Origin of the sequence: Streptosporangium sp. NPDC000239 (assembly GCF_040300765.1) — a bacterium.
Lineage (GTDB): Bacteria > Actinomycetota > Actinomycetes > Streptosporangiales > Streptosporangiaceae > Streptosporangium.
In genome coordinates, this window is sequence record NZ_JBEPEI010000002.1 from 711075 (window position 1) to 733759 (window position 22685).

The following is a 22685-nucleotide window of genomic DNA, read 5'->3' on the forward strand; positions in this document are numbered from 1 at the left end:
CACATATAGCTCGTCAGGTCGGCGGCCCTGTCACTGAACGGAGGTAATCCGCGGCGCCAGCGCGCCTGCGGAACTCTCCCGGGCTCGTTCCGGTCTCGCGCTTGAAGAAGCGGCCGAAGTACGACGGGTTGTCGAACAGCAACCGCTGGGAGACCTGGGCGACGGTCAGGTCGGTGTGCCTGAGCAGCCGCTTGGCCTCGACGGTCAGCGCGGCCCGGATGATCTCCGCGGGCCGCTTGCCCGTGGTGCGTTTGACCACGTCCGCCAGGTGCTTGGGGGTCACCCCGATCCGGCTGGCGTAGCCGCTGACACTCTGCTCGTACGGCAGTTCCTCGCTCACCAGCCGCAGGTAGCGGCGGGCCAGCGCGGTGCCGCTGTCCTCCTCGACGGTACGGACGTCCGCGCCCCTGCTGAACCTGCGCATCTCGACAAGCAGGATGTGCAGGTACGCCTGGAGCACCGAGACGTCGGTGCCGCCGGGACGCTGGTACTCCCTGACCAGCGCGGCCAGCAGCGTGGTGACCGGCTCGACCTCCTCGGGGGCCAGGTGCAGGGCGTGCCCGGTGCCCAGCGGGTCGAGCGCCAGGGACCGACGCGGGGAAACCCGGTCCCCGTACTGGGGAACCAGGAACTCCTCGACGAAGGTGACGATGTATCCCTCAAGAGGGGTGTGGCCCTCCCAGAACTGCACCTGACCTGGGGCGACGAAGTACATCGTCATCGGGGTGACCTTGTACGGCACGAAGTCGATCACGTGGGTGCCCGTGCCGCCGGTCACGCACACCAGTTCGTAGAACTCGTGCCGGTGCGGGTAGGGCGCGGACGACCAGGGCGCCAGGTCGGCGAACGACCCGATGGCGAAACCGGGGGCCCCGTCGCCGATGAGGGGGTCGTCGAAGCTGTGGGTCGGGAACGAGACGGGAGAGACCGAGGTGGATGACACAGACGAGATGGACGACACAGACGGCATGGCGGCTCCCAGTGTCACTGACGCGAACTTGCGGTGCCCTCGGCTTCCGGTGAAACCGAGGAGGCTTCCGGCGAAGCCGGGGAGGCTTCCGGCGAAGCCGGGGAAGAGGGGGTGATGCCCGGGTTGGCCGCCAGCAGGGTACGGGTGTAGTCGTGCTGCGGCTCCGTGGCGAGCTTCTCGGGGGTGGCGACCTCGATCAGCCTGCCGTTCTTCATCACCCCGACCCGGTCGGCGACCGAGAGGATCAGGCTCAGGTTGTGGGTGATGAACAGGTAGCTCAGGTTGTGCTCGCGGCGCAGGTCCAGCAGGAGGTTCATCACCTGTCCCTGCACCGAGACGTCGAGCGCGGAGGTGGGCTCGTCGGCCACGATGAGCCGGGGCTCGGGGGCGAGGGCACGCGCGATGGCGACCCGCTGGCGCTGCCCGCCGGAGATCTGCCCGGGGAGCTTGTCGATGATCGCCTTGGGCAGGCCGACCTCGTCGATCAGGCGCTCCACCCGACGGCGCAGGTCGGCGCCGCGCAGGTCGGTCAGCTCGCGCAGCGGCTCGGCGATGATCCGGCCCACGGTGTGGCGCGGGTCCAGCGAGCTCTGCGGGTCCTGGAAGACCAGCTGCACGGTACGGCGGAAGGCCCTGACGTCGCCTTCCAGGCCACGTGAGGTGTGCCGCTGGCCGTCCACGGTGATCGTGCCCTCGGTGGGGTGGTCGAGCGCCGAGACGATCTGCCCGAGGGTCGTCTTGCCGCTGCCCGACTCGCCGACCAGACCGAAGAACTCGCCCGGCCGGATGTCCAGGCTGACCCCGTCGACGGCGGGCATGCGCTCGCGGCGGCGCAGCCTCAGCAGGCCGCCGGCGCGGCCGCTGCGGGTGACGAACTCCCGGCGGACGTCGTCGATCACCAGGAGCGGTTCGGTCCGCGCCTCGGCCCCGGCCTCGGTGGCCGTGACGACGGGCGGGGGCAGGGCGACCGGGCCGGCGCCGGGGTTCCAGCAGGCGACCTCGGCCTGCCGCTCCACCACGGCCGTTTCGGAACGCTCCACACGCTTGATCTCCTCCACCGGAACGGTGACGAGGGCCAGCGGCGGTTCCTCGGAGCGGCAGCGGTCCCCCGCGTGCGAGCAGCGTGGGGCGAACCGGCAGCCGGGGAGCTTGGCGCCCGCCTCGGGGACGGAGCCGACGATGGACGGCATGCCCCGGGTGTGGCGCACACCCACCTGCGGCACGCACTCGACCAGGGCCCGCGTGTAGCGGTGCCTGGGCGAGCTGAGCACCTCCGCCGCGGGCCCGACCTCGACCAGGCGGCCCGCGTACATCACCGCGATCCGGTCGGCGATCTCCGCCGCCACACCCATGTCGTGGGTGATGAACACGCACGCCATCTGGTGTTCCTGCTGCACCGTACGGAACAGGCGCAGGATCTCGGCCTGGGTGGTCACGTCCAACGCGGTCGTGGGCTCGTCGGCCAGCAGAAGATCAGGGCTGGACATCAGCGCCATGGCGATCATCACCCGCTGCTGCATCCCGCCGGAGAGCTGGTGCGGGTACAGGTTCGCCACCCGCTCGGGGTCGGGGAACCCCACCTCCCCCAGCAGCTCAAGCGCCCTGGCCTGCCCCTGCGCACGAAGGTCACCACGACGTGAGGCGGCGTCGGCCGACCAGTAGGCCTCGCCGAGCTGCACACCGATCCGCTGCGCCGGGTTCAGCGAGTCGAGCGCCTCCTGGAACACCATTCCGATCCGCCGGCCGCGGAACGACCGCATCTGCGTCGCGTTCAGTGAGGTCAGGTCGACGTCGTCGAGCCGGACCGCGCCGGTGGTCCGCACCGGGGCGACGAACTCCAGCAGGCGGATGATGGACAGCACGGTGACGGTCTTGCCGCTGCCGGACTCGCCGACGACGCACAGGGTCTGTCCGGAATCAAGGCTGAGGGTGAGTTCGTGGACCAGGTCGGTGGTCACCTCGTCGGAAAGTACTCCAACGGAGAGGCGGTCTATCTCGAGTAGTGACATGGGTGTCATCCTTTCCGTCGGCCAACCTGACCTCGGGTCGGGGATTCTGCACCTCAAAGCTGCCGCTTAACAAGGCTGTGGGCACAGTGTGCCGATCGGGAACGGCGTCTGTCCACACTCATGGGCACAGGTTGGCTGATTTCGCATGAGTGACATAAAAGCCGACATCGACGCCTATCTTGGACGGGCGGGCCGGGTTACGTTCTCCGCCACCGACCCGCGGAAACAGGCGCGAGGAGCCGCAATGGATCGCACCGGACAACGTCGCAAACCCAAGATCATCGCCCTCGTCACGGCAGGGCTCTTGCTCTCGGCTTGCGGCACTGCCACAAAGTCCCCATCCACCCCGGCCACCCCGGCTGCACAGAGCGACGCGGGACAGCCCGCGCGAGGCGGCAACCTGACCGTCCGCCTCGCCCAGGACCCTGGATCGCTGGACACGGTGCAGAACAGCAACGCAGGAACCAGCTATCTCGGGCACGAGATCTTCGAGTCTCTGGTCGCCATCGACGCCAACTACCAGCCCCAGCCCGTGCTGGCCGAATCTTACAAGAAGAGTGATGACGGCCTGACCTACACCTTCACCCTGCGCAAGGGCGTCCAGTTCTCCGACGGCTCGCCGCTGACCTCGGCGGACGTGGTGGCCTCCATGCGCTACTGGGTGGAGAAGGGCAGCTACGCGGGCTCGCTCAAGCCGGTGCTCAAGGAGATCACCGCGCCCGACGAGGGCACCGTGGTGTTCTCCATGAAGGCGCCGTTCAACCTCGTCGCCCTCATGGCCTCCAGCCACGGCAGCGGCATCCGCAGGGCCGCCGACGTGGCCGCCGCCGGAGCCACCGGAATCCCCCAGGACCACTCGATCGGCACCGGGCCGTACAAGCTGAAGACCTGGACGGCGGGCCAGGAGATCGTGCTGGAGCGCAACGACAAGTACAAGCCGCCGGCCGGTGAGTCCAGCGGGTACGCCGGAGCCAAGGGCGCCTACCTGGACACCATCACCTACAAGGTGATCGCCGACCGCGACGCCGCGTTCAACAGCCTGCAGACCGGGCTGCTCGACGTCTCCGAGCCGTCCTACGACCAGTACGACCAGATCAAGCAGAACCCCAACCTCAAGATCGGCGTCGAGGGCGCCGCGAACGTCCAGTACATCGCGCTCAACCACAACTCCGGCTCGATCTTCTCCAAGCCCGAGGCCAGGGACGCGATGAACATGCTCGTCGACAAGAAGGCGATCATGGACTCGCAGGGCGTGCCCGACCTGGTGCTACCCAGCAACGGCGCGTTCGCCACCCAGACCAACAAGGCCATGTACTCCGAGGCCGGCAAGGCCAAGTGGGACCAGCACGACCCGGAGAAGGCCAAGCAGATGTTCGCCGCCGCGGGCCTGCGCCCCGGCCAGACCATCCGCATGATCACCACGGACGAGTTCCCGCAGTTCAAGGACGCCCTGGTCATCATCCAGGACTCGCTGAAGAAGATCGGGATCAACGCGACCGTCGAGAGCTACGACTTCGCCACCCTGATCGGCCGCAAGAACAACCAGCCGAACAGCTGGGACGTGCTCGCGCTGATGGACGACGCCAACCCGCCCGTCCCGTCCTACAGCGACAACGTCCAGGGCATGGACAACATGGGTTACCCGAGGGACAAGCTCGCGCCCCTGCTGACCGCGTACAACGCGGCCAAGACGCCGGAGGAGCAGAAGCAGGCGATCGACAAGATCCAGGAGTTCACCTCGCAGAACCTGCCCACGCTGACGCTCTACCACGCCAGGTCCTACGTGGCCTACAACCCGAAGGTGCAGGGCTATGACGGCTGGGGCCTGGAGTTCGCCAACACCTGGCTGGCGAGGTAGCACCTGATGCTGGGGGTCATTCTGCGCCGGTTGCGCGATCTGGTGATCGTGCTGTTCGTGGTCGGCACCGCACTGTTCTTCCTGCTGCGCTCGATCCCGGGTGACCCGGCCGCGGTGCTCCTGGGCACCAAGGCCAGCCCGGAGCAACTCGAACGGCTTCGCCAGGACCTCGGCCTGACCGGACCGCTGTACGAGCAGTATCTGCACTGGCTGGGCAACGTGCTGAGCGGTGACTTCGGTACGTCGATCAAGTACAACCTCCCGGTCCTGCAGATGATCTTCGACAACATCGCACCCACGCTGACCCTGGCCATCCTGAGCACGGTGATCAGCTTCATCCTCACCGTGCTGATCGTCACCTGGGTCACCGTGGCGCCGCACAACCGGGTGGCCCGGCTCGTCAACCGGGCCACCCAGTTCGGGCTGGCCCTGCCGGAGTTCTGGCTCGCGCTGCTGGCGGTCTACCTGTTCGCGCTCACCTTCGGCTGGTTCCCGACCGGCGGCTACACCCCGCTGTTCGAGGACCCGGCGACCGCGATCACCCAGCTGGCGCTGCCGGTCGCGGTGCTCGTCGTCGGGCAGACCGCCTTCCTCACCATCACCATGGAGGAGAGCGTGCTCGGTGAGCTGACCCAGCTCTACCTGCGTACCGCGCGGGCCAAGGGCGTCGGCGAACGGCGGATCATGCTGAAGCACGTGCTGCCCAACTCCATGCTGCCGGTCCTCACCACGGTGGGCCTGAACTTCGCCTCGCTGATCGGCGGCGTGGTGGTGATCGAGAGCATCTTCATCATCCCGGGCCTCGGCACCACACTGCTCGGCGCCGTCTACGCCCGGGACTTCCCGCTCATCCAGGGGGGTGTCATGTTCATCGCGTTCCTGTTCGTGCTGATGAACCTGCTGGTCGATCTCGCCTACGCGCTGATCGACCCGAAGGTGCGGGTGTCGTGACCGCCGACCTCGCCACCGCGCCGACCGTGACGGCCCCCACCCGGGTCCGCTCGTTCGTCCGGCGAAACCCCACGCTGATCGTGACGGGCGGGCTGCTGATCCTGATCACCCTGGTGGTCATGGTGCTCCCGCCGTTCCTGCCCGACCCGAACGCCGCCGACCCGGTGAACCGGTTGCTGCCGCCGTCGGGTGAGCACCTGATGGGCACCGACAAGTACGGCCGCGACCTGTTCGCCAGGTGGGCCTCCGCCGGTCGGGTCTCCATCGGGATGACCATGCTGATCACGCTGTGCTCGGTCGGGCTCGGCACGTTCATCGGCCTGGTCGCGGGCTACTTCGCGCGGGCGGGCACGGTGATCATGCGGGTCGTGGACGCCTGGATGGCGTTCCCGTCGATCATCCTGGCGATCGTGTTCGCGGTCGTGGTCGGTCCCGGCATGATGAGCGAACTGCTCGCCGTGACGATCATCTTCACCCCGTACACGGCCCGGATCATCCGCAGCCGTGTGCTCGGCCTGACCACCCGCACCTACGTGAAGGCGGCCAGGGTGTCCGGCATGGGGCCGTGGAAGACCCTGGGCGTGCACATCCTGCCGAACACCCTGCCGCTGGCCGTCGTGCAGTGCGTGCTGCTGTCGGCGGGCGCCATGCTCATCGACGGCTCGCTCAGCTTCCTCGGTCTCGGCATCTCACCACCCACCGCCACCTGGGGAAACATGGTCGCCGACGGGCGTACCTACCTGCAGACCCACCCGACCATGGTGATCTTCCCCGGCCTGACCATCGCCCTGTTCGTGTTCCTGCTGAACCTCACCGGTTCGGCGCTGCGCGCCTTCGTCGATCCTCGGGCGAGGATGCTGCTCGACCAGCAGCGACGACAGCGGCGGTCGCGCCGGTGAGCGCAGGCACACATTCGGGGGAAAGCCACCCGGTGACCGCGTCCAGGCGAGGCCACCCGGTGGGTCACACGTGAGCGCGGACGGCCCACCGGCCGTCCCGCCTCCGATCGCCCGGACCCGCAGGCTGCTCTTCACCCTCGGAGCGCTGTCGACGTTCGGCCCGCTGTCGATCGACCTCTACCTGCCCGCGTTGCCCGCGCTGGCCCGCCAGCTCGGGGCCTCCGACGGCGCCGCCCAGTGGAGCATCTCGGCCTGCATGATCGGCCTGGCCGTCGGCCAGCTGTTCATCGGCCCGCTCAGCGACCGGATCGGCCGTAGGCGCCCGCTGTTCGCCGGGGTGGTGACGTACACGGCGGCGTCGTTGCTGTGCGCGGCGGCGCCGTCGATCGAGACGCTCATCGTGCTGCGCCTGGTGCAGGGACTGGCCGGATCGGCCGGGATGGTCGTGGTCGAGGCCATGGTCCGCGACCTGTACGAGGGCCGGCAGATGGCCCGCATCATGTCGCTGCTGATGCTGATCGGCGGATTCGCACCGATCGTCGCCCCGGTCATCGGCGGGCAGCTGCTGTACGTCGTCGACTGGCGCGGCCTGTTCGTCTTCCTGGCCGCGATCTCCGCGGTGCTGCTGCTCGTGGCGTTCACCCTGCCCGAGACGCTCCGCCCCGAGCACCGGCACTCGGGGGGCATGGCCCGGGTACGGGAGGGCTTCTCCGCGGTGGCGGGCGACCGGCTGTTCGTCGGCTGCACCCTGGGGTCGAGCATCGGCAGCATCGCGCTGTTCATCTACATCTCGTTCAGCGCGTTCGTGATCGAGGACGGCTACGGCGTGAGCCCGCAGGTGTTCTCCCTGATCTTCGGGATCAACTCGGTCGGCCTGATCCTGGGCGGCTGGTTCAACGCCCTGCTCCTGCGCCGCTTCGCACCGGAGCGGCTGCTCGTACCCGAGGCGCTGGTCGCCGTGGTGGCCGGTGTCGGTACGGCCGTCGCCGCGGCGCTGCACGCGCCGCTCTGGGTGTTCCTGACCTCGCTGTTCTTCACGATCATGTCGGGCGGACTGGCCTCACCGAACGCGACGGCGCTCGCGCTGGTCCGTCATCCGGCCAACGCGGGCACGGCCGCCGCGTTGCTCGGCAGCACGGGCTTCCTGTTCGGCGCCCTGTTCGCCCCGCTGGCCTCGCTCGGCGGCGCCGGCGCCATCGCGATGACCGGCGGGATCGCCCTGGCCCGCATCGGCTCCTGGCTGGCGTACGCGCTGGTGGCCAGGCCGCGTGCGAACCACACCCCCGAGGCCGCGCCACAGCCGTGCGGTTCCGAACCGAACCCGTGACCGGCTGTTCGCCGGAGCCCGGCACCTCGGCGACGAAGAAGTGAAGGCCTCCGGGGAACAGCTCACGGGCGGCCGGGCCGGGCTGCGGCTCACCGAATGACGGAGAGCCGGGACCCGGCGTTCGTGAAGGCGTCGGTCACCGCGTGCAACGATTTGCGCCGGAACCCCATCGGGACGGTCCGCCCGCCGAGCGTCCGGTCGAAGGAGTAGCCGGTGGTCGCGAGGTGGTCGGGCCGGGGGCCCTGGATCGTGTAGGCCACGAAGGGGTGGTCGACGCGATCAGCCGGCCGCCGGGCCCGAGCACCCGCCGCAGTTCGGCCGGCCCCCGGTCCTCCAGGTGGTGCGGCACCGGCGACGCGACCACGTCGTCGAACGGCAGGCGCTCGCGCGGGTCGGCGACGTGCGGGGCCACGTCGTCACAGTGGGCCCTGGGTGCCCTGGACCTGACGTTCCGCGGCCTCGACGACGTTGCTGAGCAGCAGCGCCCTGGTCATCGGGCCGACACCGCCGGGGTTGGGGGTCAGGAAGCCCGCGACCTCGCCGACCTCGGGGGCGACGTCACCGGCGATCTTCCCGTCGACCCGGGAGACCCCGACGTCGAGTACGGCGGCGCCGGGCTTGACCATGTCGGCGGTGATCAGGTGGGGCACACCCGCGGCGGCGACGACGATGTCGGCGCGCCTGACGTGGGCGGCCAGGTCCTGGGTACCGGTGTGGCACAGGGTGACGGTCGCGTTCTCCGACCTGCGGGTCAGCAGCAGGCCCAGGGAACGGCCCACGGTGATGCCGCGCCCGACCACGGCGACCTCGGCGCCCTTGAGCGGCACGCCGTACTCCCGCAGCAGCAGGACGATGCCGTGTGGGGTGCAGGGCAGCGGCGCGTCGACCATGTGCACGAGACGGCCCAGGTTGATCGGGTGCAGACCGTCGGCGTCCTTCGCCGGGTCCATCCGCTCGATCAGGGCCAGGGCGTCCAGGTGCCGGGGAAGCGGGAGCTGGACGATGTAGCCGGTGCACTCGGGCGAGGCGTTGAGCTCGTCGATGACGGCCTCGACCTCGGCCTGCGTCGCGGTGGCGGGCAGGTCCCTGCGGATGGAGGAGATGCCGACCTCGGCGCAGTCACGGTGCTTTCCCGCCACGTAGATCTGGCTGCCGGGGTCGTCGCCGACCAGGACGGTGCCCAGGCCCGGGGTGACGCCACGCTCCCTCAGCACGGCCACCCTGGCCGCGAGGTCTGCCTTGATCTTGGCCGCGGTGGCCTTGCCGTCCAGAATCTGCGCGCTCATGGCGCCAATCCTTCCATGAAGTTCAGCCGCGGCTCGCTTGCCTGCGCTCGATGATGCGGCGGGTGAAGGGGATGTACTCCACAGCCTTGGCTCCCAGGTAGGCGGCCCCGAGGGCCACGATGACGAGGAGCACGGGGCTCTGCCAGAACCCATTCATGATCACGAAGGCGTTCAGGAAGGAGCCGAGCAGTGGCATGGGAGTCTCCACGGGCGCGATGGACGAGATGCTTCACCTTAACCGGGCTTTAAACCCTTTTTAGCCGAAAAATCCTGTCCGTCCCGCCACGTTCCTGTCTCTGGTGCACGGCTGCCCCACGGATGGCGGCAGCCGTACGACCTGGGAAGATCTTGAGACTAGTGGAAGAAGTGCCGGGTGCCGGTGAAGTAGAGCGTGATCCCGGCGGCCTCGGCCGCGGCGATCACCTCGGGGTCGCGGATGGAACCGCCCGGCTCGACGACCGCGGTGATCCCGGCGGCGACGAGCAGTTCGAGGCCGTCGGCGAACGGGAAGTACGCGTCGGAGGCCGCGACCGACCCCTTGGCGCGCTCACCGGCGCGGGCGACGGCCAGCCGTGCCGAGTCGACCCGGTTGACCTGCCCCATGCCGACGCCGACGCTCGCGCCGCCGGAGGCCAGCAGGATCGCGTTCGACTTCACCGAACGGCTGGCCCGCCAGGCGAAGGCCAGGTCGGCCAGGACCTCCGGTGAGGCCGCCGCCCCCGCCTTGAGCTCCCAGGTGGCGGGGTCGTCACCTGGGGCGTCCACCCTGTCGGTCGTCTGCACCAGCAGGCCGCCGTCGATCCGGCGGAACTCGGCCTTGTTGTCCGGCCCCTTCGGGCAGGCCAGCAGACGGATGCTCTTCTTCGCGGTGAGCAGCGTCAGCGCCTCGGGAGTGAACGACGGGGCCACCACGACCTCGGTGAACACCTCGGCGATCTGCCCGGCGAGCTCCTCGGTGACCTCACCGTTGACCGCGATCACCCCGCCGTAGGCCGAGACCGGGTCGCAGGCGTGCGCCTTGCGGTGCGCCTCGGCGACGTCGGCGCCGACCGCGATGCCGCAGGGGTTCTGGTGCTTGATGATCGCGACGGCGGGCTCGGCGAAGTCCCACGCGGCCCGCCAGGCGGCGTCGGCGTCGAGGTAGTTGTTGTACGACATCTCCTTGCCGTGCAGCTGCTCGGCGTTGGCCAGGCCGTCCCGCTGACCGGAGTAGAGGGCCGCGCCCTGGTGCGGGTTCTCGCCGTAGCGCAGCGGCGTCCTGAGCGTCCAGGCCGCGCCCATGTAGGTGGGCCAGGCGCCCTCCTCTGCGGCGTAGACGTTGGCGAACCAGGAGGCGACCGCCGTGTCGTAGGCGGCGGTGTGGGCGTAGGCAGAGGCGGCGAGACGACGGCGCTCGGTGACGGTGAAACCGCCGGCCGCGACCGCGGCGAGCACGTCGCCGTAGACGGCCGGGTCCACCACGACCGCGGCGGTGCCGTGGTTCTTGGCCGCGGCGCGGATCATCGCGGGACCGCCGATGTCGATCTGCTCGACGCACTCGGCGTCGGAGGCACCGGAGGCGACGGTCTCCTGGAACGGGTACAGGTTGACCACGACGAGCTCGAACGGCTCGATCTCCAGCTCTTCGAGCTGCTTGACGTGGGCCGGGTTGCCGCTGTCGGCCAGCAGGCCCGCGTGCACCCTCGGGTGCAGGGTCTTGACGCGGCCGTCCAGGCACTCGGGGAACCCGGTGAGCGACTCGACCGGGGTGACGGGAACACCGAACGAGGCGATCGTCGCGGCGGTGCCGCCGGTGGAGACGATCTCCACGCCTGCGGCGTCGAGTCCGCGGGCCAGCTCCTCCAGCCCGCTCTTGTCATACACCGCGATCAACGCGCGCCTGATGGCGATGCGGGTCACTTCGTGGTCCTCCTGTTTTGTTCAGATTTTCCGGCCGTCCGGCTCATCCGCCGGATCGTCCGAGACGTACGGTCCGTCCGGTCACCGTCCAGCCCTCCCGGGCCAGCCTGCCGACGGTCTCGACGAGCAGCCTCCGCTCGACGACCTTGATGCGCTCGTGCAGCGTCTCCTCGTCGTCGCCGTCGAGCACGGCCACCGCCTCCTGGGCGACGATCGGCCCGCTGTCCACCCCGGCGTCGGCCAGGATCACCGTGCAGCCGGTGACGCGGACGCCGTAGGCGAGGGCGTCGCGGACACCGTGGGCGCCGGGGAAGGACGGCAGCAGCGCGGGATGGGTGTTGACCATGGTGAAGGAGGTCGTGGACGGCTCACCGAGGATCTTCATGAACCCGGCGAGGATCACCAGGTCGGGCCGGTGCTCGGCGATCCTCTCGGCGATCGCCCTGTCCCACGCGGCCCGGTCCTCGTGGTCGGGCAGCCGCTCCACGAAGGTCGGCACTCCCGCGCGCTCGGCGCGGGCCAGTCCTTCGATGCCGTGCCGGTCGGCTCCGACCGCGACGATCCGGGCCCCGTACGCCTCATCGGCCGAAGCGTCCAGCAGGGCCTGTAGGTTGGTTCCAGAACCGGATACGAGGACCACAAGCCGAGCGGCCTGGGATGACACCGACGCACTCCTTTCGGACGGGACTCACGCCGCTGCAAGGGTATCGGCCTGTGCGCTCGTACGACGCAAGGAGGTCCGTTGACGTCACCCGTCCAGGCACGGCCTGCGGAAAGCGCGGGGCGCAGGGCGCTGTGGCTCGCGTTCGCCTCCGTGGTGATGACGTTCCTGCTCCCTCTCGCCGGCCTTGTCATGTCGATATTCGCGCTGGTCGTCTCGATCCGCGCGATCCCCGCCCTGCGTTCGGTCTCCAAGCCGACCGGTACGGCCGTCGCCGGGATCGTCCTGTCGGCCCTGGCGCTGCCGATCTCCCTGTCGATGGCGGCGATGCAGCTCTATCTCAGTGACGAGCTCTCGGCCTACGCCAACTGCCGCGCGGGGGCGGGCACCGTCGCCGCGCAGCAAGACTGCGTCCAGCAGCTCGAACAGGCGCTGCAGAAGAAGATGCCCTTCCTGCAGCCCGGCGACATCCGGTTCCCCTTCACTCCGTAGGAACCCTCACGGCCACAACCCGGTCAGCTCAAGGGCCTGCCCGGGTGAGGTGGCGTGCCGTACGCCGGGCAGCGGGGCGCCGTCGCGGTCGAGGACGCGCCAGCCGCCGAGCTGGACCACCGGGGCGCGTCCCCCGCGCATGGTCAGGGCCAGCTCGGACAGCGTGCCCCACGAGCCGCCGACGACGATCACGGCGTCCCCCGAGTTGACGACGACGGCGTTGCGCGCCTCGCCCAGGCCGGTGGGGATCACGACGCTCAGGTCGGGGTTGGCCTGCCACCGGTCGGCCCTGGACAGGATGCCGACGACCGTCCCACCGGCCGACCGCGCCCCCGCCGCGACGGCGGCCATCACGCCTCCGTAGCCGCCGCAGACCACCACCGCGCCCCGCTCGGCCAGCAGCCTGCCGACCTCGCGCGCGTCGGCCTCCTCCTGGGGCGTGCAGTCGCCGGGACCGCAGACCGCCACCTGAACCGCCATCGCGCTCCCCCGTCGTCGCCGCGCCCGCCCCGGTACGGCCCCGTGGCGTAGGCAAAGTGTCCCCCGCCGGGCGGTTCCCGTCAGCCGAAGACGCTGAAGGTCGCCTCGGCGCGGCCCCGGGTCGCGTACATCTCCCAGGCGGCGTCGGCGAGCGCGTCGGGGTCGAGGGTCATGCCCGCCACGGGGCCGTACCGCTCCGGCTGGGAGGAGACCATCCCGTGGATGTCGCCGCGTTCGACGACACCGCCGATGACCAGGCAGCCCGCGTAGACCCCCGTCTCGGTCAGGGCCGCGTTGAGGGTCACCGCGTAGGTGCGCAGGGCCGCCGACAGGATCGCCAGGTTGCCGAGGGCGGGCATCGGCATGACGGCGCTGAGCCCGGTGGCGAACAGCAGGCCGCCCTCACCGCGTTCGATCATGCCGGGCAGGACTCGCCGGGCCACCTCGACGGCGGGGTAGGCCCACTCCATCGCCCGCCGGACGTCCTCCGGCCCGGCCTGGAGGATCGGGACGGGGTGGGACTCGGGGTCGGTCGAACCCGGCCCGTAGTAGACCATCCCGACGGGACCGTGCCGTTCGACGACCGTGTCCAGGACGGACAGCAGGCGGTCGTGGTCGCGCACGTCGGCGGCGAACGCCTCGGCCCTGATCCCGGCGTCGGCGAGCGAGGAGACATATCCGGCGTGTCTGGCGTCGCTTCTGGACACCAGGACGACGGGGTGGCCCTCGCGGCCGAGCCGGTGCGCGATGGACATGCCGAGACCGGGCCCCACTCCGATGACGACCGCGACTCCACGTGAAGCGGACATGGCTGCGCCTTCCTTCCCCAGACAGGTTGAGGGAACCCTCAGGTTAGAAGTTGAGGGAAGCCTCAATTTCTTGCGAAGGTACCATGAAATCGAGGCTTCCCTCGACTTTTCGTGGGATCCGCGCTTCGAGGGGACTGACGACACATGGCGCTTCAAGCCCGGCCGGCGAGGCCGCTGCGTGCCGACGCCGTACGCAACCGCGACAGGTTGCTGGCAGCCGCCAAGCAGGTGTTCGGCGAGCGCGGGCTCGACGCGCCGCTTGAGGAGATCGCCCGCAGGGCCGAGGTCAGCATCGGCACGCTCTACAACCACTTCCCCACCCGGGAGGCGTTCTTCGACGCGATCCTCCCCGAACGGCTGGCCGCCCTGGAACGCATCGCCGCGGCGGCGATGGCCGACCCCGACCCCTGGCGCGGCTTCACCGGCTTCCTTGAGGGGCTGTTCGCGCTCCAGGCCGAGGATCAGGGGCTGAACGACGCGATGGCCCGGCGGCTGCCGCTGAGCGAGGGGGTGCTCGCCTCCTGCCACCAAGGCTTCGAACTCGCCGGTCAGGTCGTCGAACGCGCCAAGGAGAGCGGCACGCTGCGCGCGGACTTCGAGATGCGGGACCTGCCCCTGCTGGTCTGGGCCATGTCCCAGGTGATCCGCGAGTCGATGGGGGTCGCGCCCCAGGCCTGGCGGCGTTGCCTGTCGTTCTTCCTCGACGGCCTGCGCGCCGGGACCGCCCGCCCGCTCCCCGTCCCCGCCATGGCCGATGAGCAACTCGACGCGATCAGGCTGCGGACGACGCCGGGGAGCTAGGACGACGGGGGCGCGGCGGCAAGCACTTCCCCAGCAAATGCCGCCGCGCCTTTTGCGCACGATCCAACCGCGAGGGCCGAATCACACTCCCCAGGGGAGTACCCACAACCCACTGGTTTTCCACAGTTTTCCTGGTAAACGTCCTATACCGGCCATCCAGCCGGGGATCAGTCGCGGTCCCAGGCGTAGGGGTCCAGGTAGATGACGTGGCCGCCCTTGTCGTCCGACTCGTCGACGATGTCACGCCGGGGTGGGCGCGGAGGCTCCCGGTCGACCGGTTTCGACGGGCTCTCCGCGGCGGCCGAGGCGTGCTCGTCCTGCCAGTCGTCCCTGATGACCGGGATCGGCTGGGTCTCGCACTCGGTGGCGTCCAGCCAGTGGCCGGGCAGCCTGCCCAGCTCCTCGGGATCGGCGAGGCCGACCTTGCTCGCCACGGTGCCCGCGGCCTTGGCGATCTTGACACCCGCCTTGCGGACCGGGGCGGTCGCCGTACCGACCCTCTCGGCGGCCCTGGCGACGGCGGTGTTCTGACCCCGGAAGATCAGCCACCAGTTGGCCAGTCCCGCGGAGATCCCCGCGGCGACACCGACCTCCAGGGTGACCGAGAGCATCACCTCCCAGGCCGCGGGGCCGACCACGGTGAGCCGTGTGCCACCGAGCGGACCCCCGGACAGCGCCGCCAGCGCCCCGGCCACCGCGCCCGTGAACAGCCCGCAGGCGAACCCCCACAGCGGGGCGCCCTCGTAGGTCGGCGAGGGCGCGATCCTGACGCTCAGGACGCCCGCGACCGCCCCCGCCGCGAACGGCAGCGCGACCACCACCATCACCCACGCCGGAGTGGGACCGGCCTCGGGAAGCGCTCCCAGGATCGGCAGGCTGGGCACGACGCCGAGCTGGACCCCCGTCGGGGCGACCAGCGTCCCCGCGCCCACGGCGAAACCGGGGCCCGCGGTGTAGGCCATGCCCCAGACGATCGCGTTCGGTAGGTAGAGCACCTGGATCAGCAGGAGCAGCAACCCCCCGACGAAGCCGGGAGCCAGGATCTCCGACAACGCCCTGACCTGCGAGAAGTTCGCCACGAGCGCGCCGGTCACCAGGACCGTGCCCGCCACGAGCATGATCCCCAGCGCGGCGGCCGAGCTGATCAGGGCCGCGCGCAGGCGCTCGGGCAGCAACCTCAGCATCGCCCGCCACGGCCCGATCGCCCTGGCCGTGGCCAGCGAGCCCGCGGCGAAGGCCAGCAGCAGGTGGCTGAGCAGCGTCTCACCGATGAACGGCTGGGTGACCTCGTTGTCGGTGATCAGCGCGATCACCCCCGCCAGCAGCGCGTACGGCGCCGCCAGTGAGACACCCGCCTGGGCGACCAGCACGAGCTGCGCCCTGCGCCGGGCGTTGGCCTCGTCCTTCGGGCTGTTCTTCGGCAGTCTGGCGGGCATCCTGAGCCGCAGGTCGGCGTCCCTGGTCATCCAGACGCCCGCGCGGTAGAGCAGGAAGGCGGGCAGGACCGTCAGCCCCAGGGGAAGCAGCCCGATGACCCCGCCGGAGATGGAGAACCCCGCGTGGTGGGCCACCAGCCACAACTGCGCCGCCGTACGGAAGACCCCGGGCAGGCCGCTGCTGAACGCGCCCCTCGGGGAGGCGATCCAGCCGACCAGGGTGAAGGTGGTGAGCACCGCGAGACCCACGCCGAGCGTCCACACCGCGGCGAGCATCCCCGAGACGGGAAGCGGCCTGCGGACGTCGTCGTCGTCACCAGTGACGCCGGGCAGGGGGATACGGCTGAGGACGTTCCGGGGAGCCGTCCGTAGCTGGTCGAGAAGGGCCGTCACAATAGTCGATGGTCTCAGGATCTTCCACGGGGAAGGCACTCATCGCCCCGCGTGTCGCGGCGCCGTACGGGCTGATGTGCGTCCGGGGTGTGCGAACGGCCCCGCCCGGCCGACAACCCCACGCGGCCGGGAACCTCGCGCGTCCGATGACCCGCGCGGCCGGGAACGCCGGAAACAGGGAAAGGCGCCCGTCGGGGACGGGCGCCTTCACCTGTGGCCTGCCGGGATGTCCTAGCGGGCCTGCATGACCTCGCGCATCAGGCGGGCGGTCTCGCTCGGGGTCTTGCCGACGCGCACGCCGACCTTCTCCAGAGCCTCCTTCTTCGCCTGGGCGGTTCCGGCCGAGCCGGACACGATCGCGCCCGCGTGACCCATGGTCTTGCCCTCGGGGGCGGTGAAGCCCGCGACGTAGGCGACGACCGGCTTGGTCACGTGCTGCTCGATGTAGGCGGCGGCGCGCTCCTCGGCGTCTCCGCCGATCTCACCGATCATCACGATCGCGTCGGTCGCCGGGTCGTCCTGGAAGGCCTGGAGGGCGTCGATGTGCGTGGTGCCGATGACCGGGTCGCCACCGATGCCGACGGCGGTCGAGAAGCCGAAGTCACGCAGCTCGTACATGAGCTGGTAGGTCAGCGTGCCGGACTTGGACACCAGGCCGATACGGCCCGCGGTGGTGATGTCGGCCGGGATGATGCCCGCGTTGGAGGCGCCGGGGGAGGCGATACCGGGGCAGTTGGGGCCGATGATGCGGGTCTTGTTGCCCTTGGCGACGGCGTAGGCCCAGAACTCGGTGGTGTCGTGGACCGGGACGCCCTCGGTGATGACCACGCAGAGCGGGATCTCGGCGTCGACGGCCTCCTTGACCGCGTCCTTGGTGAACGCCGGGGGCACGAACACGACCGAGACGTCGGCGCCGGTCTGCTCGATGGCCTCCTTGACGGTGCCGAAGACGGGCAGGCCCTCGTGGACGGTCCCGGCCTTGCGGGCGTTGACGCCGCCGACGACGCGGGCGCCGGAGGCGAGCATGCGGCGGGTGTGCTTGGTGCCCTCGCCGCCGGTCATGCCCTGAACAATGATCTTGCTGTTCTCGGTCAGCCAGATAGCCATTACGCACCTACCGCGGCGAGCTCGGCGGCGCGCTTGGCCGCATCGTCCATCGTGTCGACAAGCTCGACGCCCTTGAGGTTGGCGTCGGCGAGGATCTTCCGTCCGAGGTCGGCGTTGTTGCCGTCGAGACGGACGACCAGGGGGCGGCTGACGGCCTCGCCGCGGCTCTCCAGGAGCTGGAAGGCGGACACGACGCCGTTGGCGACCGCGTCACAGGCGGTGATGCCGCCGAAGACGTTGACGAAGATCGACTTGACCGAGGGGTCAGAGAGGATGATCTCCAGACCGGCCGCCATGACCTCGGCCGAGGCGCCGCCGCCGATGTCGAGGAAGTTGGCGGGCTTGGGCTGGCCGGGGAAGGCCTCGCCCGCGTAGGCGACGACGTCGAGGGTGGACATGACCAGGCCCGCGCCGTTGCCGATGATGCCGACGCTGCCGTCGAGCTTGACGTAGTTGAGGTCCTTGGCCTTGGCCGCGGCCTCAAGCGGGTCCTCGGCGGCCTTGTCCTCGAAGACCGAGTGCTCGGCCTGGCGGAAGGAGGCGTTGTCGTCGAGGGTGACCTTGCCGTCGAGGGCCTTCACCTGGCCGTCGGCGGACAGGATCATCGGGTTGACCTCGACCAGGGAGGCGTCCTCGTCGACGAAGGCGGCCCACAGCTTCTCGATGAGCTCGGCGGCGCCGTCGAGCGCGACCTCGGGCAGGCCGCCCGCGACCGCGATCTCACGGGCCTTGGCGCGGTCGACGCCGTCCAGCGGGGAGACCGGGACCTTGGCGACCTTCTCCGGGGCGGTGTGCGCGACCTCCTCGATGTCCATGCCGCCGGCGGCGGAGCAGATGGCGAGGAAGGTACGGTTCGCGCGGTCGAGCAGGAAGGAGAAGTAGTACTCCTCCGCGATCGCGCTGGCCTCCTCGATCAGGACCTTGTGGACCGTGTGGCCCTTGATGTCCATGCCGAGGATCTGGGTGGCCTTCTGCTCGGCGTCGGCGGCGTCGTCGGCGACCTTGACGCCGCCCGCCTTACCCCGGCCACCGGTCTTGACCTGTGCCTTGACGACGACACGGCCGGTCAGCTGCTCGGCTGCCGCTCGTGCCTCCTCCACGGTGTGCGCGACGATACCGCGCGGCACCGGGATGCCGTACTCCGCGAAGAGCTCCTTCGCCTGATGTTCGAACAGGTCCACGAGGGTCCGTCCTTGCTTGTGCGGCTGGTGTACAGAATGTGGGCGGGCCGGCTCCTCGCTCTCATGGGGGAGCCCGGCGTCTTTGCGCCAAAGAAGCCTAGCCTCCCGAGGGGCGTGGCCAGGTCACCGGGTCCTCGCGGACGAAAGGGCCCTCTTCGCGCGGGACGGAATCATACGCGGGACGGGATCGCGCTTCGCACCCAATCGACGATCTCCTGGGTGGTCGCTCCCGGGGTGAAGACCCGGGCGACTCCCATGCGCTCCAGCTCGGGCATGTCCTCATCGGGGATGATGCCGCCGCCGAACACCACGATGTCGCTCGCGTCGTTCCCCGCCAGCAGCTCGATGACCTTGGCGAAGAGTGTCATGTGCGCCCCGGACAGGACGGAGAGACCGACCGCCGCGGCGTCCTCCTGGATGGCGGTGCGCACGATCTGCTCGGGCGTCTGGTGCAGGCCGGTGTAGACGACCTCCATCCCGGCGTCCCGCAGTGCCCGCGCCACGATCTTCACGCCCCGGTCGTGCCCGTCAAGGCCGGGTTTGGCGATGACCACGCGAATCCTCGACTCGGCTTCCATGCAGACCTCCTTGTCCGCGCTCCACGCGCTACGGAAGAGCTGTTCGCAGCGTAACCGGCGATGCCCCGCCGGATTTCACGGGACCACCGGAAATCTCGACACATTCATGATCATTGTCTGGAATGATGCCTTTCCCTCCCCATGTGAAAACTGATGTACAGGACGGTGAACCCCATGAGGCGATGGATCGCCCCGCTGGCCGCGGCGCTGCTCGCGCCGGCGCTGACCATCACGGCTCCGGCCGCCGCGCAGGCCGCCGCCGTCGACCCGGTGAAGGCGCTCAGGCAACGGCTGGCGTCCTGGGACGGCGTCCGCATCGCCGAGTCGGGCCAGGCCCCCTCGGAGGGCGGCACCCTGAGCTCGCGCCGCACGGGTGTCCTGCGCCTGTCCCCCTCGGGTCTCGCGGGCCTGGACGTCGTACGGCGGGACGTCTCAAGAACCGTCTCCGGCGGCAGAACCGAACTGCGCGCGGAGCGTGTGATCACCGTCGGCGGGGTGAACTACACCTCCTCCCCCCGTTTCGCGGACCGGCTCCCCCACGGCAAGGCCTGGGTCAGCGACACCCGCAGGAACACCCGCTGGGAGGTCCTCCTCGGCGACCAGGCGGTCAACGCGCTCGAACCCTCAACCCTGGGCCTCCTGCTTCGCACCGCGAAGGACCGCCTGCCGTACAAGGGCGGTGTCCAGTACCGGGGCACGGTCACCCTGAAGCGGTTGTACGACGCCTCCCCCTCCTTCAGGGAGCGCCGGGGCTACACGCTGCCCGTCGAGACGGGCCGCCTTTCGGTCGGCTGGCGGCTGTGGCTCGACACCCGCGGACTGCCCACCCGCCTGGTGACCAAGGACCCGCACGGCAGTGACGACATCCGCTACACCGGCTGGGGCACCGGGATCGTCGTGACCGCTCCGCCCGCGGACCAGGTCGTCGACGCCCGTCACCTCGGCTCAGGCGCCGCGATCGAGCGCACGCCGAACTCCCCCGCCGAGGGGGCCAGGTCGGGTGCCGGACGCGAGGACGCGCCGTCCCCCCGAGGCGACGCCGGGACCTCCGATGTCGAGGCCCCCGTCGTCGATGCCCCCGTCGTCGATGCCCCCGTCGAGAACCGGGAGTCGGCCGTCGGCGCCTCCGGCCGCGGTTGACGACCGCCGGGCTCACCGGATCTCGCGTGCAACCGCGGAATCCATAAAGGCGGAAAGCGAATCACGGCCGCCGAATGCCCGGCCGTTCTCTCCGAGCAGGCCTTTCGCATATCGCCTCCGGCGGCATTCCCGTCCGTCTCGGTTGGACGCCACGTCCCGCCCGGTTCGGCGCCGCACTCGCCTGTCGGACGCCACGCCCCGTCACCGCCCCGCCGCCCCGCTCCGGCCGCCCGCCGTACGGCTCACGCGTCTGCCTGGTCCTGGGCGGTGCGGAGTGAGCGAGGGCGTCGGCGGGGCTCACGGAAGGTGACCGGAAAGACACTGCACCAAATATTCACAACCAACTACGAATAAGCCATCAGATATCGCATTTTATGATGATCATATCTGATATGAATACCCTGAACCCTCCCGAACGGGGCGGAGGGTATATCCAGGAGGAATCCCCCTTTGAAGCGATACATTGCCGGTCTGGCGTGCGCGGCCATGGCCGTGGTGAGCGTCCCCGCGCTCGCGTCGACCGCGCACGCCAAGGCCGCCGACCCGGTCGCCGCGCTGAAGAGCAAGCTCGTCAGCGGCCAGGGTGTGACCTTCGTCGACAAGACGAAGATCTACGCCAAGGGCCAGAAGAGCACGATCGCCGCCGACCGTAAGGGCGTCCTGCAGTTCGGCCCTTCGGGTGTCGTCGCGTCCGACCAGACCGGGAAGTACCGGATCGACGAGGAGACCCTCAAGATGATTGAGGAGTTCTCCAGCCCCGGCGAGGACGGTGAGGAGGACCCCTTCATCAGACTGGTCAAGGCCATGACCAAGCCCGAGCAGGTGGTCCGCCTCGGAAAGACGACCTACGTCTCGGGTGGCGCCTTCGGCGAGTTCATCCCCGAGGGCAAGACCTGGATCCGCTTCCCCCAGGACACACTCGGCATAGTCGGCGCGGTGACCCAGTCGGTCAACGCCGCCGAGCCCACGACGCTCAAGGCTCTGCTCGCGCACGCCACCACCAAGCGCGCCGGGTTCTACGCCGGGAAGATCACCTGGGGTGAACTGGCCAAGGTCTCGCCGTGGTTCCGCGCCTCGCAGAGCACCGCACTGACCGAGACCGCGGGCAAGACCGTGATGAACTGGAAGCTCTACGTCGGCGCCGACCAGCTCCCCAGGCGCCTGACGACCAGCTACACCCAGGGCAAGAGGACGACGACGGTCTACGACACCGTCTACAGCGGCTGGGGCAGCATCGTGTCGATCAAGGCGCCCGAGCCCGAGACCGTCGCCGAGCTCAAGGACCTGCAGCTGACCAAGCCCGAGGCCCAGGTCTCGATCCTGCGCGGTCAGGTGAACTCCTTCGTCGGCCGCCCGGGGACGGGCTCTGCCCGGAACCACTGATCCGGAAAGACGGCGAACATGTACGTGCCCGGCGGACCGTGTCCGCCGGGCACGTCTCGTTGATCCCCCGGGTGGGCGACAATCTCCTCACCCCCCTGCGACGACGCGGGGACACCCCGGGAGGATCTTCTCGATGAGGCGAACGACCGCCGTCCTGACCGGTGCCGCCCTCACGGCCCTGGCATTCCCCCTGCTGATGGCGGCCCCGCCCGCCAACGCCCTCGCCGCCGATCCCGTGGCGGCGTTGAAGGGGCGGTTCAAGGCCGGGCACGGGGTGAGGATCGTCGAAAGGGCCAAGCTCGTCGGCGACGGCGGAAACCCGCGCACGGTGTACGGCCGGGTCAAGGGCGTGCTGGAGTTCGGCCCCTCGGGGGTCGTGGCGTCCGACCTGACCAGTTCCTTCGAGCTGCCCGCCGAGGAGGGCACGCCCTCCGAGCCGTTCGCCCCCTCCCGGACGGTCACCGTGAAGGGTGTCTCCTACACCCAGGGCGGCGTCTACGCCGGTTCCCTTCCCGAGGGGAAGAAGTGGCTGCGCAGCCGTGACGACGTCCTCTCCATGACCAACCCCGCGCAGCGGCTGTTCAACCCCCTGGAGCCCGCGACGCTGCGGGCCGCGCTCGCCCACGCGGGCCCCGGCCGTCCCGGCGGCACCCTGGACGGCACCAGGACCGTCGTCCGCTCCGGCTCCTTCACCCTGGGCGAGCTGTACCGGATCTCCCCGTCGGCCCGCGCGGTGCTCGGGGCCAAGCCCTCGGCCAAGTCGGCCCCGCTCAAGGTGAGCTGGCGGCTCTATCTCGGCGCCGACCAGCTCCCCCGGCGTGCCGTCTCGTCGTACGTCCAGTCCGTACGGGGCCTGACCAGCGTCGACGTCACCTATCTCAACGACACCCAGTACGGCGGCTGGGGCCTGCGCTCGGCGCTCAAGGCCCCGCCCGCCGCCGAGGTCGCCGACTTCGACGAGCTGAGGATCGGCGACGCCGACCCCGGGAACGTCTCCCTCAACAACCTGTTCACCGGGTGAACCG

22 protein-coding genes are annotated in these 22685 nt (G+C 70.0%); 9 read left to right on the forward strand and 13 right to left on the reverse strand.

Annotated features, from left to right (window positions below; all coding sequences use genetic code 11):
- Positions 1-13: 13 nt before the first annotated feature.
- Complete coding sequence (locus tag ABT340_RS08725) at positions 14-943, reverse strand: AraC family transcriptional regulator (protein ID WP_352010073.1); 930 nt, start codon at positions 941-943, stop codon at positions 14-16.
- 41 nt (positions 944-984) lie between these two features.
- Entirely contained in the window at positions 985-2979 is a 1995-nt protein-coding gene (locus tag ABT340_RS08730) for a dipeptide ABC transporter ATP-binding protein (RefSeq protein WP_352010074.1), read from the reverse strand.
- A 244-nt stretch (positions 2980-3223) separates the two neighbouring features.
- Here ABT340_RS08730 and ABT340_RS08735 point away from each other — a divergent pair, with 244 nt between their 5' ends.
- The 4 genes from ABT340_RS08735 (at position 3224) to ABT340_RS08750 (ending at position 8014) form a co-directional block, all read left to right on the forward strand.
- Positions 3224-4837, forward strand: a complete 1614-nt coding sequence (locus ABT340_RS08735) for an ABC transporter substrate-binding protein (RefSeq protein WP_352010075.1) — start codon at positions 3224-3226, stop codon at positions 4835-4837.
- Between the two features lie 6 nt (positions 4838-4843).
- Positions 4844-5788 (forward strand): ABC transporter permease, encoded by a 945-nt coding sequence (locus ABT340_RS08740; protein WP_352010076.1) that lies wholly within the window; start codon positions 4844-4846, stop codon positions 5786-5788.
- A complete protein-coding gene (locus tag ABT340_RS08745) occupies positions 5785-6687 on the forward strand; it encodes an ABC transporter permease (RefSeq protein WP_352010077.1) in 903 nt (300 codons plus the stop codon). The genes ABT340_RS08740 and ABT340_RS08745 overlap by 4 nt, the downstream gene beginning before the upstream one ends.
- A gap of 70 nt (positions 6688-6757) precedes the next feature.
- Positions 6758-8014, forward strand: a complete 1257-nt coding sequence (locus ABT340_RS08750; protein WP_352010078.1) for a multidrug effflux MFS transporter — start codon at positions 6758-6760, stop codon at positions 8012-8014.
- 89 nt (positions 8015-8103) lie between these two features.
- Here the strand turns inward: ABT340_RS08750 and ABT340_RS08755 are convergent, their stop codons facing one another.
- From ABT340_RS08755 to purN, 5 genes are all read right to left on the reverse strand, one after another.
- Positions 8104-8274, reverse strand: coding sequence for a hypothetical protein (locus ABT340_RS08755; RefSeq protein ID WP_352010079.1), 171 nt, complete (start codon positions 8272-8274; stop codon positions 8104-8106).
- Between the two features lie 156 nt (positions 8275-8430).
- Positions 8431-9300, reverse strand: coding sequence for a bifunctional methylenetetrahydrofolate dehydrogenase/methenyltetrahydrofolate cyclohydrolase (locus ABT340_RS08760; protein WP_352010080.1), 870 nt, complete (start codon positions 9298-9300; stop codon positions 8431-8433).
- Positions 9301-9322: 22 nt separating this feature from the next.
- Positions 9323-9496 (reverse strand): hypothetical protein, encoded by a 174-nt coding sequence (locus ABT340_RS08765; protein ID WP_352010081.1) that lies wholly within the window; start codon positions 9494-9496, stop codon positions 9323-9325.
- A gap of 158 nt (positions 9497-9654) precedes the next feature.
- Positions 9655-11199 carry a bifunctional phosphoribosylaminoimidazolecarboxamide formyltransferase/IMP cyclohydrolase gene (purH, locus tag ABT340_RS08770; protein WP_352010082.1) on the reverse strand — a complete coding sequence of 515 codons (1545 nt, stop codon included), beginning with the start codon at positions 11197-11199 and terminating at the stop codon, positions 9655-9657.
- A 43-nt stretch (positions 11200-11242) separates the two neighbouring features.
- Positions 11243-11863, reverse strand: a complete 621-nt coding sequence (purN, locus tag ABT340_RS08775; RefSeq protein WP_352010083.1) for a phosphoribosylglycinamide formyltransferase — start codon at positions 11861-11863, stop codon at positions 11243-11245.
- A gap of 78 nt (positions 11864-11941) precedes the next feature.
- On the opposite strand from purN, the gene ABT340_RS08780 reads away from it, so the two are divergent.
- Positions 11942-12352, forward strand: coding sequence for a hypothetical protein (locus ABT340_RS08780; RefSeq protein ID WP_352010084.1), 411 nt, complete (start codon positions 11942-11944; stop codon positions 12350-12352).
- A gap of 6 nt (positions 12353-12358) precedes the next feature.
- On the opposite strand, the gene ABT340_RS08785 is transcribed toward ABT340_RS08780, so the two are convergent.
- The gene (locus ABT340_RS08785) at positions 12359-12832 is read right to left on the reverse strand and encodes a TIGR00725 family protein (protein ID WP_352010085.1); all 474 of its coding nucleotides are present in this window, start codon (positions 12830-12832) and stop codon (positions 12359-12361) included.
- 80 nt (positions 12833-12912) lie between these two features.
- Positions 12913-13641, reverse strand: coding sequence for an SDR family NAD(P)-dependent oxidoreductase (locus ABT340_RS08790; RefSeq protein ID WP_352010086.1), 729 nt, complete (start codon positions 13639-13641; stop codon positions 12913-12915).
- Between the two features lie 144 nt (positions 13642-13785).
- Between ABT340_RS08790 and ABT340_RS08795 the strand changes: the two genes are divergently transcribed.
- Complete coding sequence (locus ABT340_RS08795; RefSeq protein WP_352010087.1) at positions 13786-14442, forward strand: TetR/AcrR family transcriptional regulator; 657 nt, start codon at positions 13786-13788, stop codon at positions 14440-14442.
- Positions 14443-14609: 167 nt separating this feature from the next.
- Here the strand turns inward: ABT340_RS08795 and ABT340_RS08800 are convergent, their stop codons facing one another.
- The 4 genes from ABT340_RS08800 to ABT340_RS08815 form a co-directional block, all read right to left on the reverse strand.
- Positions 14610-16271 (reverse strand): cell division protein PerM, encoded by a 1662-nt coding sequence (locus ABT340_RS08800; RefSeq protein WP_352010088.1) that lies wholly within the window; start codon positions 16269-16271, stop codon positions 14610-14612.
- Between the two features lie 231 nt (positions 16272-16502).
- On the reverse strand, positions 16503-17378 hold the full coding sequence (gene sucD / locus ABT340_RS08805; protein WP_352010089.1) for a succinate--CoA ligase subunit alpha: 876 nt from the start codon (positions 17376-17378) through the stop codon (positions 16503-16505).
- Positions 17378-18559, reverse strand: a complete 1182-nt coding sequence (sucC, locus tag ABT340_RS08810; protein WP_352010090.1) for an ADP-forming succinate--CoA ligase subunit beta — start codon at positions 18557-18559, stop codon at positions 17378-17380. The genes sucD and sucC overlap by 1 nt, the downstream gene beginning before the upstream one ends.
- 170 nt (positions 18560-18729) lie before the next feature.
- Positions 18730-19137, reverse strand: a complete 408-nt coding sequence (locus ABT340_RS08815) for a cobalamin B12-binding domain-containing protein (protein WP_352010091.1) — start codon at positions 19135-19137, stop codon at positions 18730-18732.
- 174 nt (positions 19138-19311) lie between these two features.
- Between ABT340_RS08815 and ABT340_RS08820 the strand changes: the two genes are divergently transcribed.
- The 3 genes from ABT340_RS08820 (at position 19312) to ABT340_RS08830 (ending at position 22681) form a co-directional block, all read left to right on the forward strand.
- Positions 19312-20277 (forward strand): hypothetical protein, encoded by a 966-nt coding sequence (locus ABT340_RS08820; protein ID WP_352010092.1) that lies wholly within the window; start codon positions 19312-19314, stop codon positions 20275-20277.
- A gap of 450 nt (positions 20278-20727) precedes the next feature.
- Complete coding sequence (locus tag ABT340_RS08825; protein ID WP_352010093.1) at positions 20728-21660, forward strand: hypothetical protein; 933 nt, start codon at positions 20728-20730, stop codon at positions 21658-21660.
- Between the two features lie 133 nt (positions 21661-21793).
- Positions 21794-22681: a hypothetical protein gene (locus ABT340_RS08830; protein WP_352010094.1), complete on the forward strand. Its 888-nt coding sequence runs from the start codon at positions 21794-21796 to the stop codon at positions 22679-22681.
- Positions 22682-22685 lie beyond the last annotated feature (4 nt).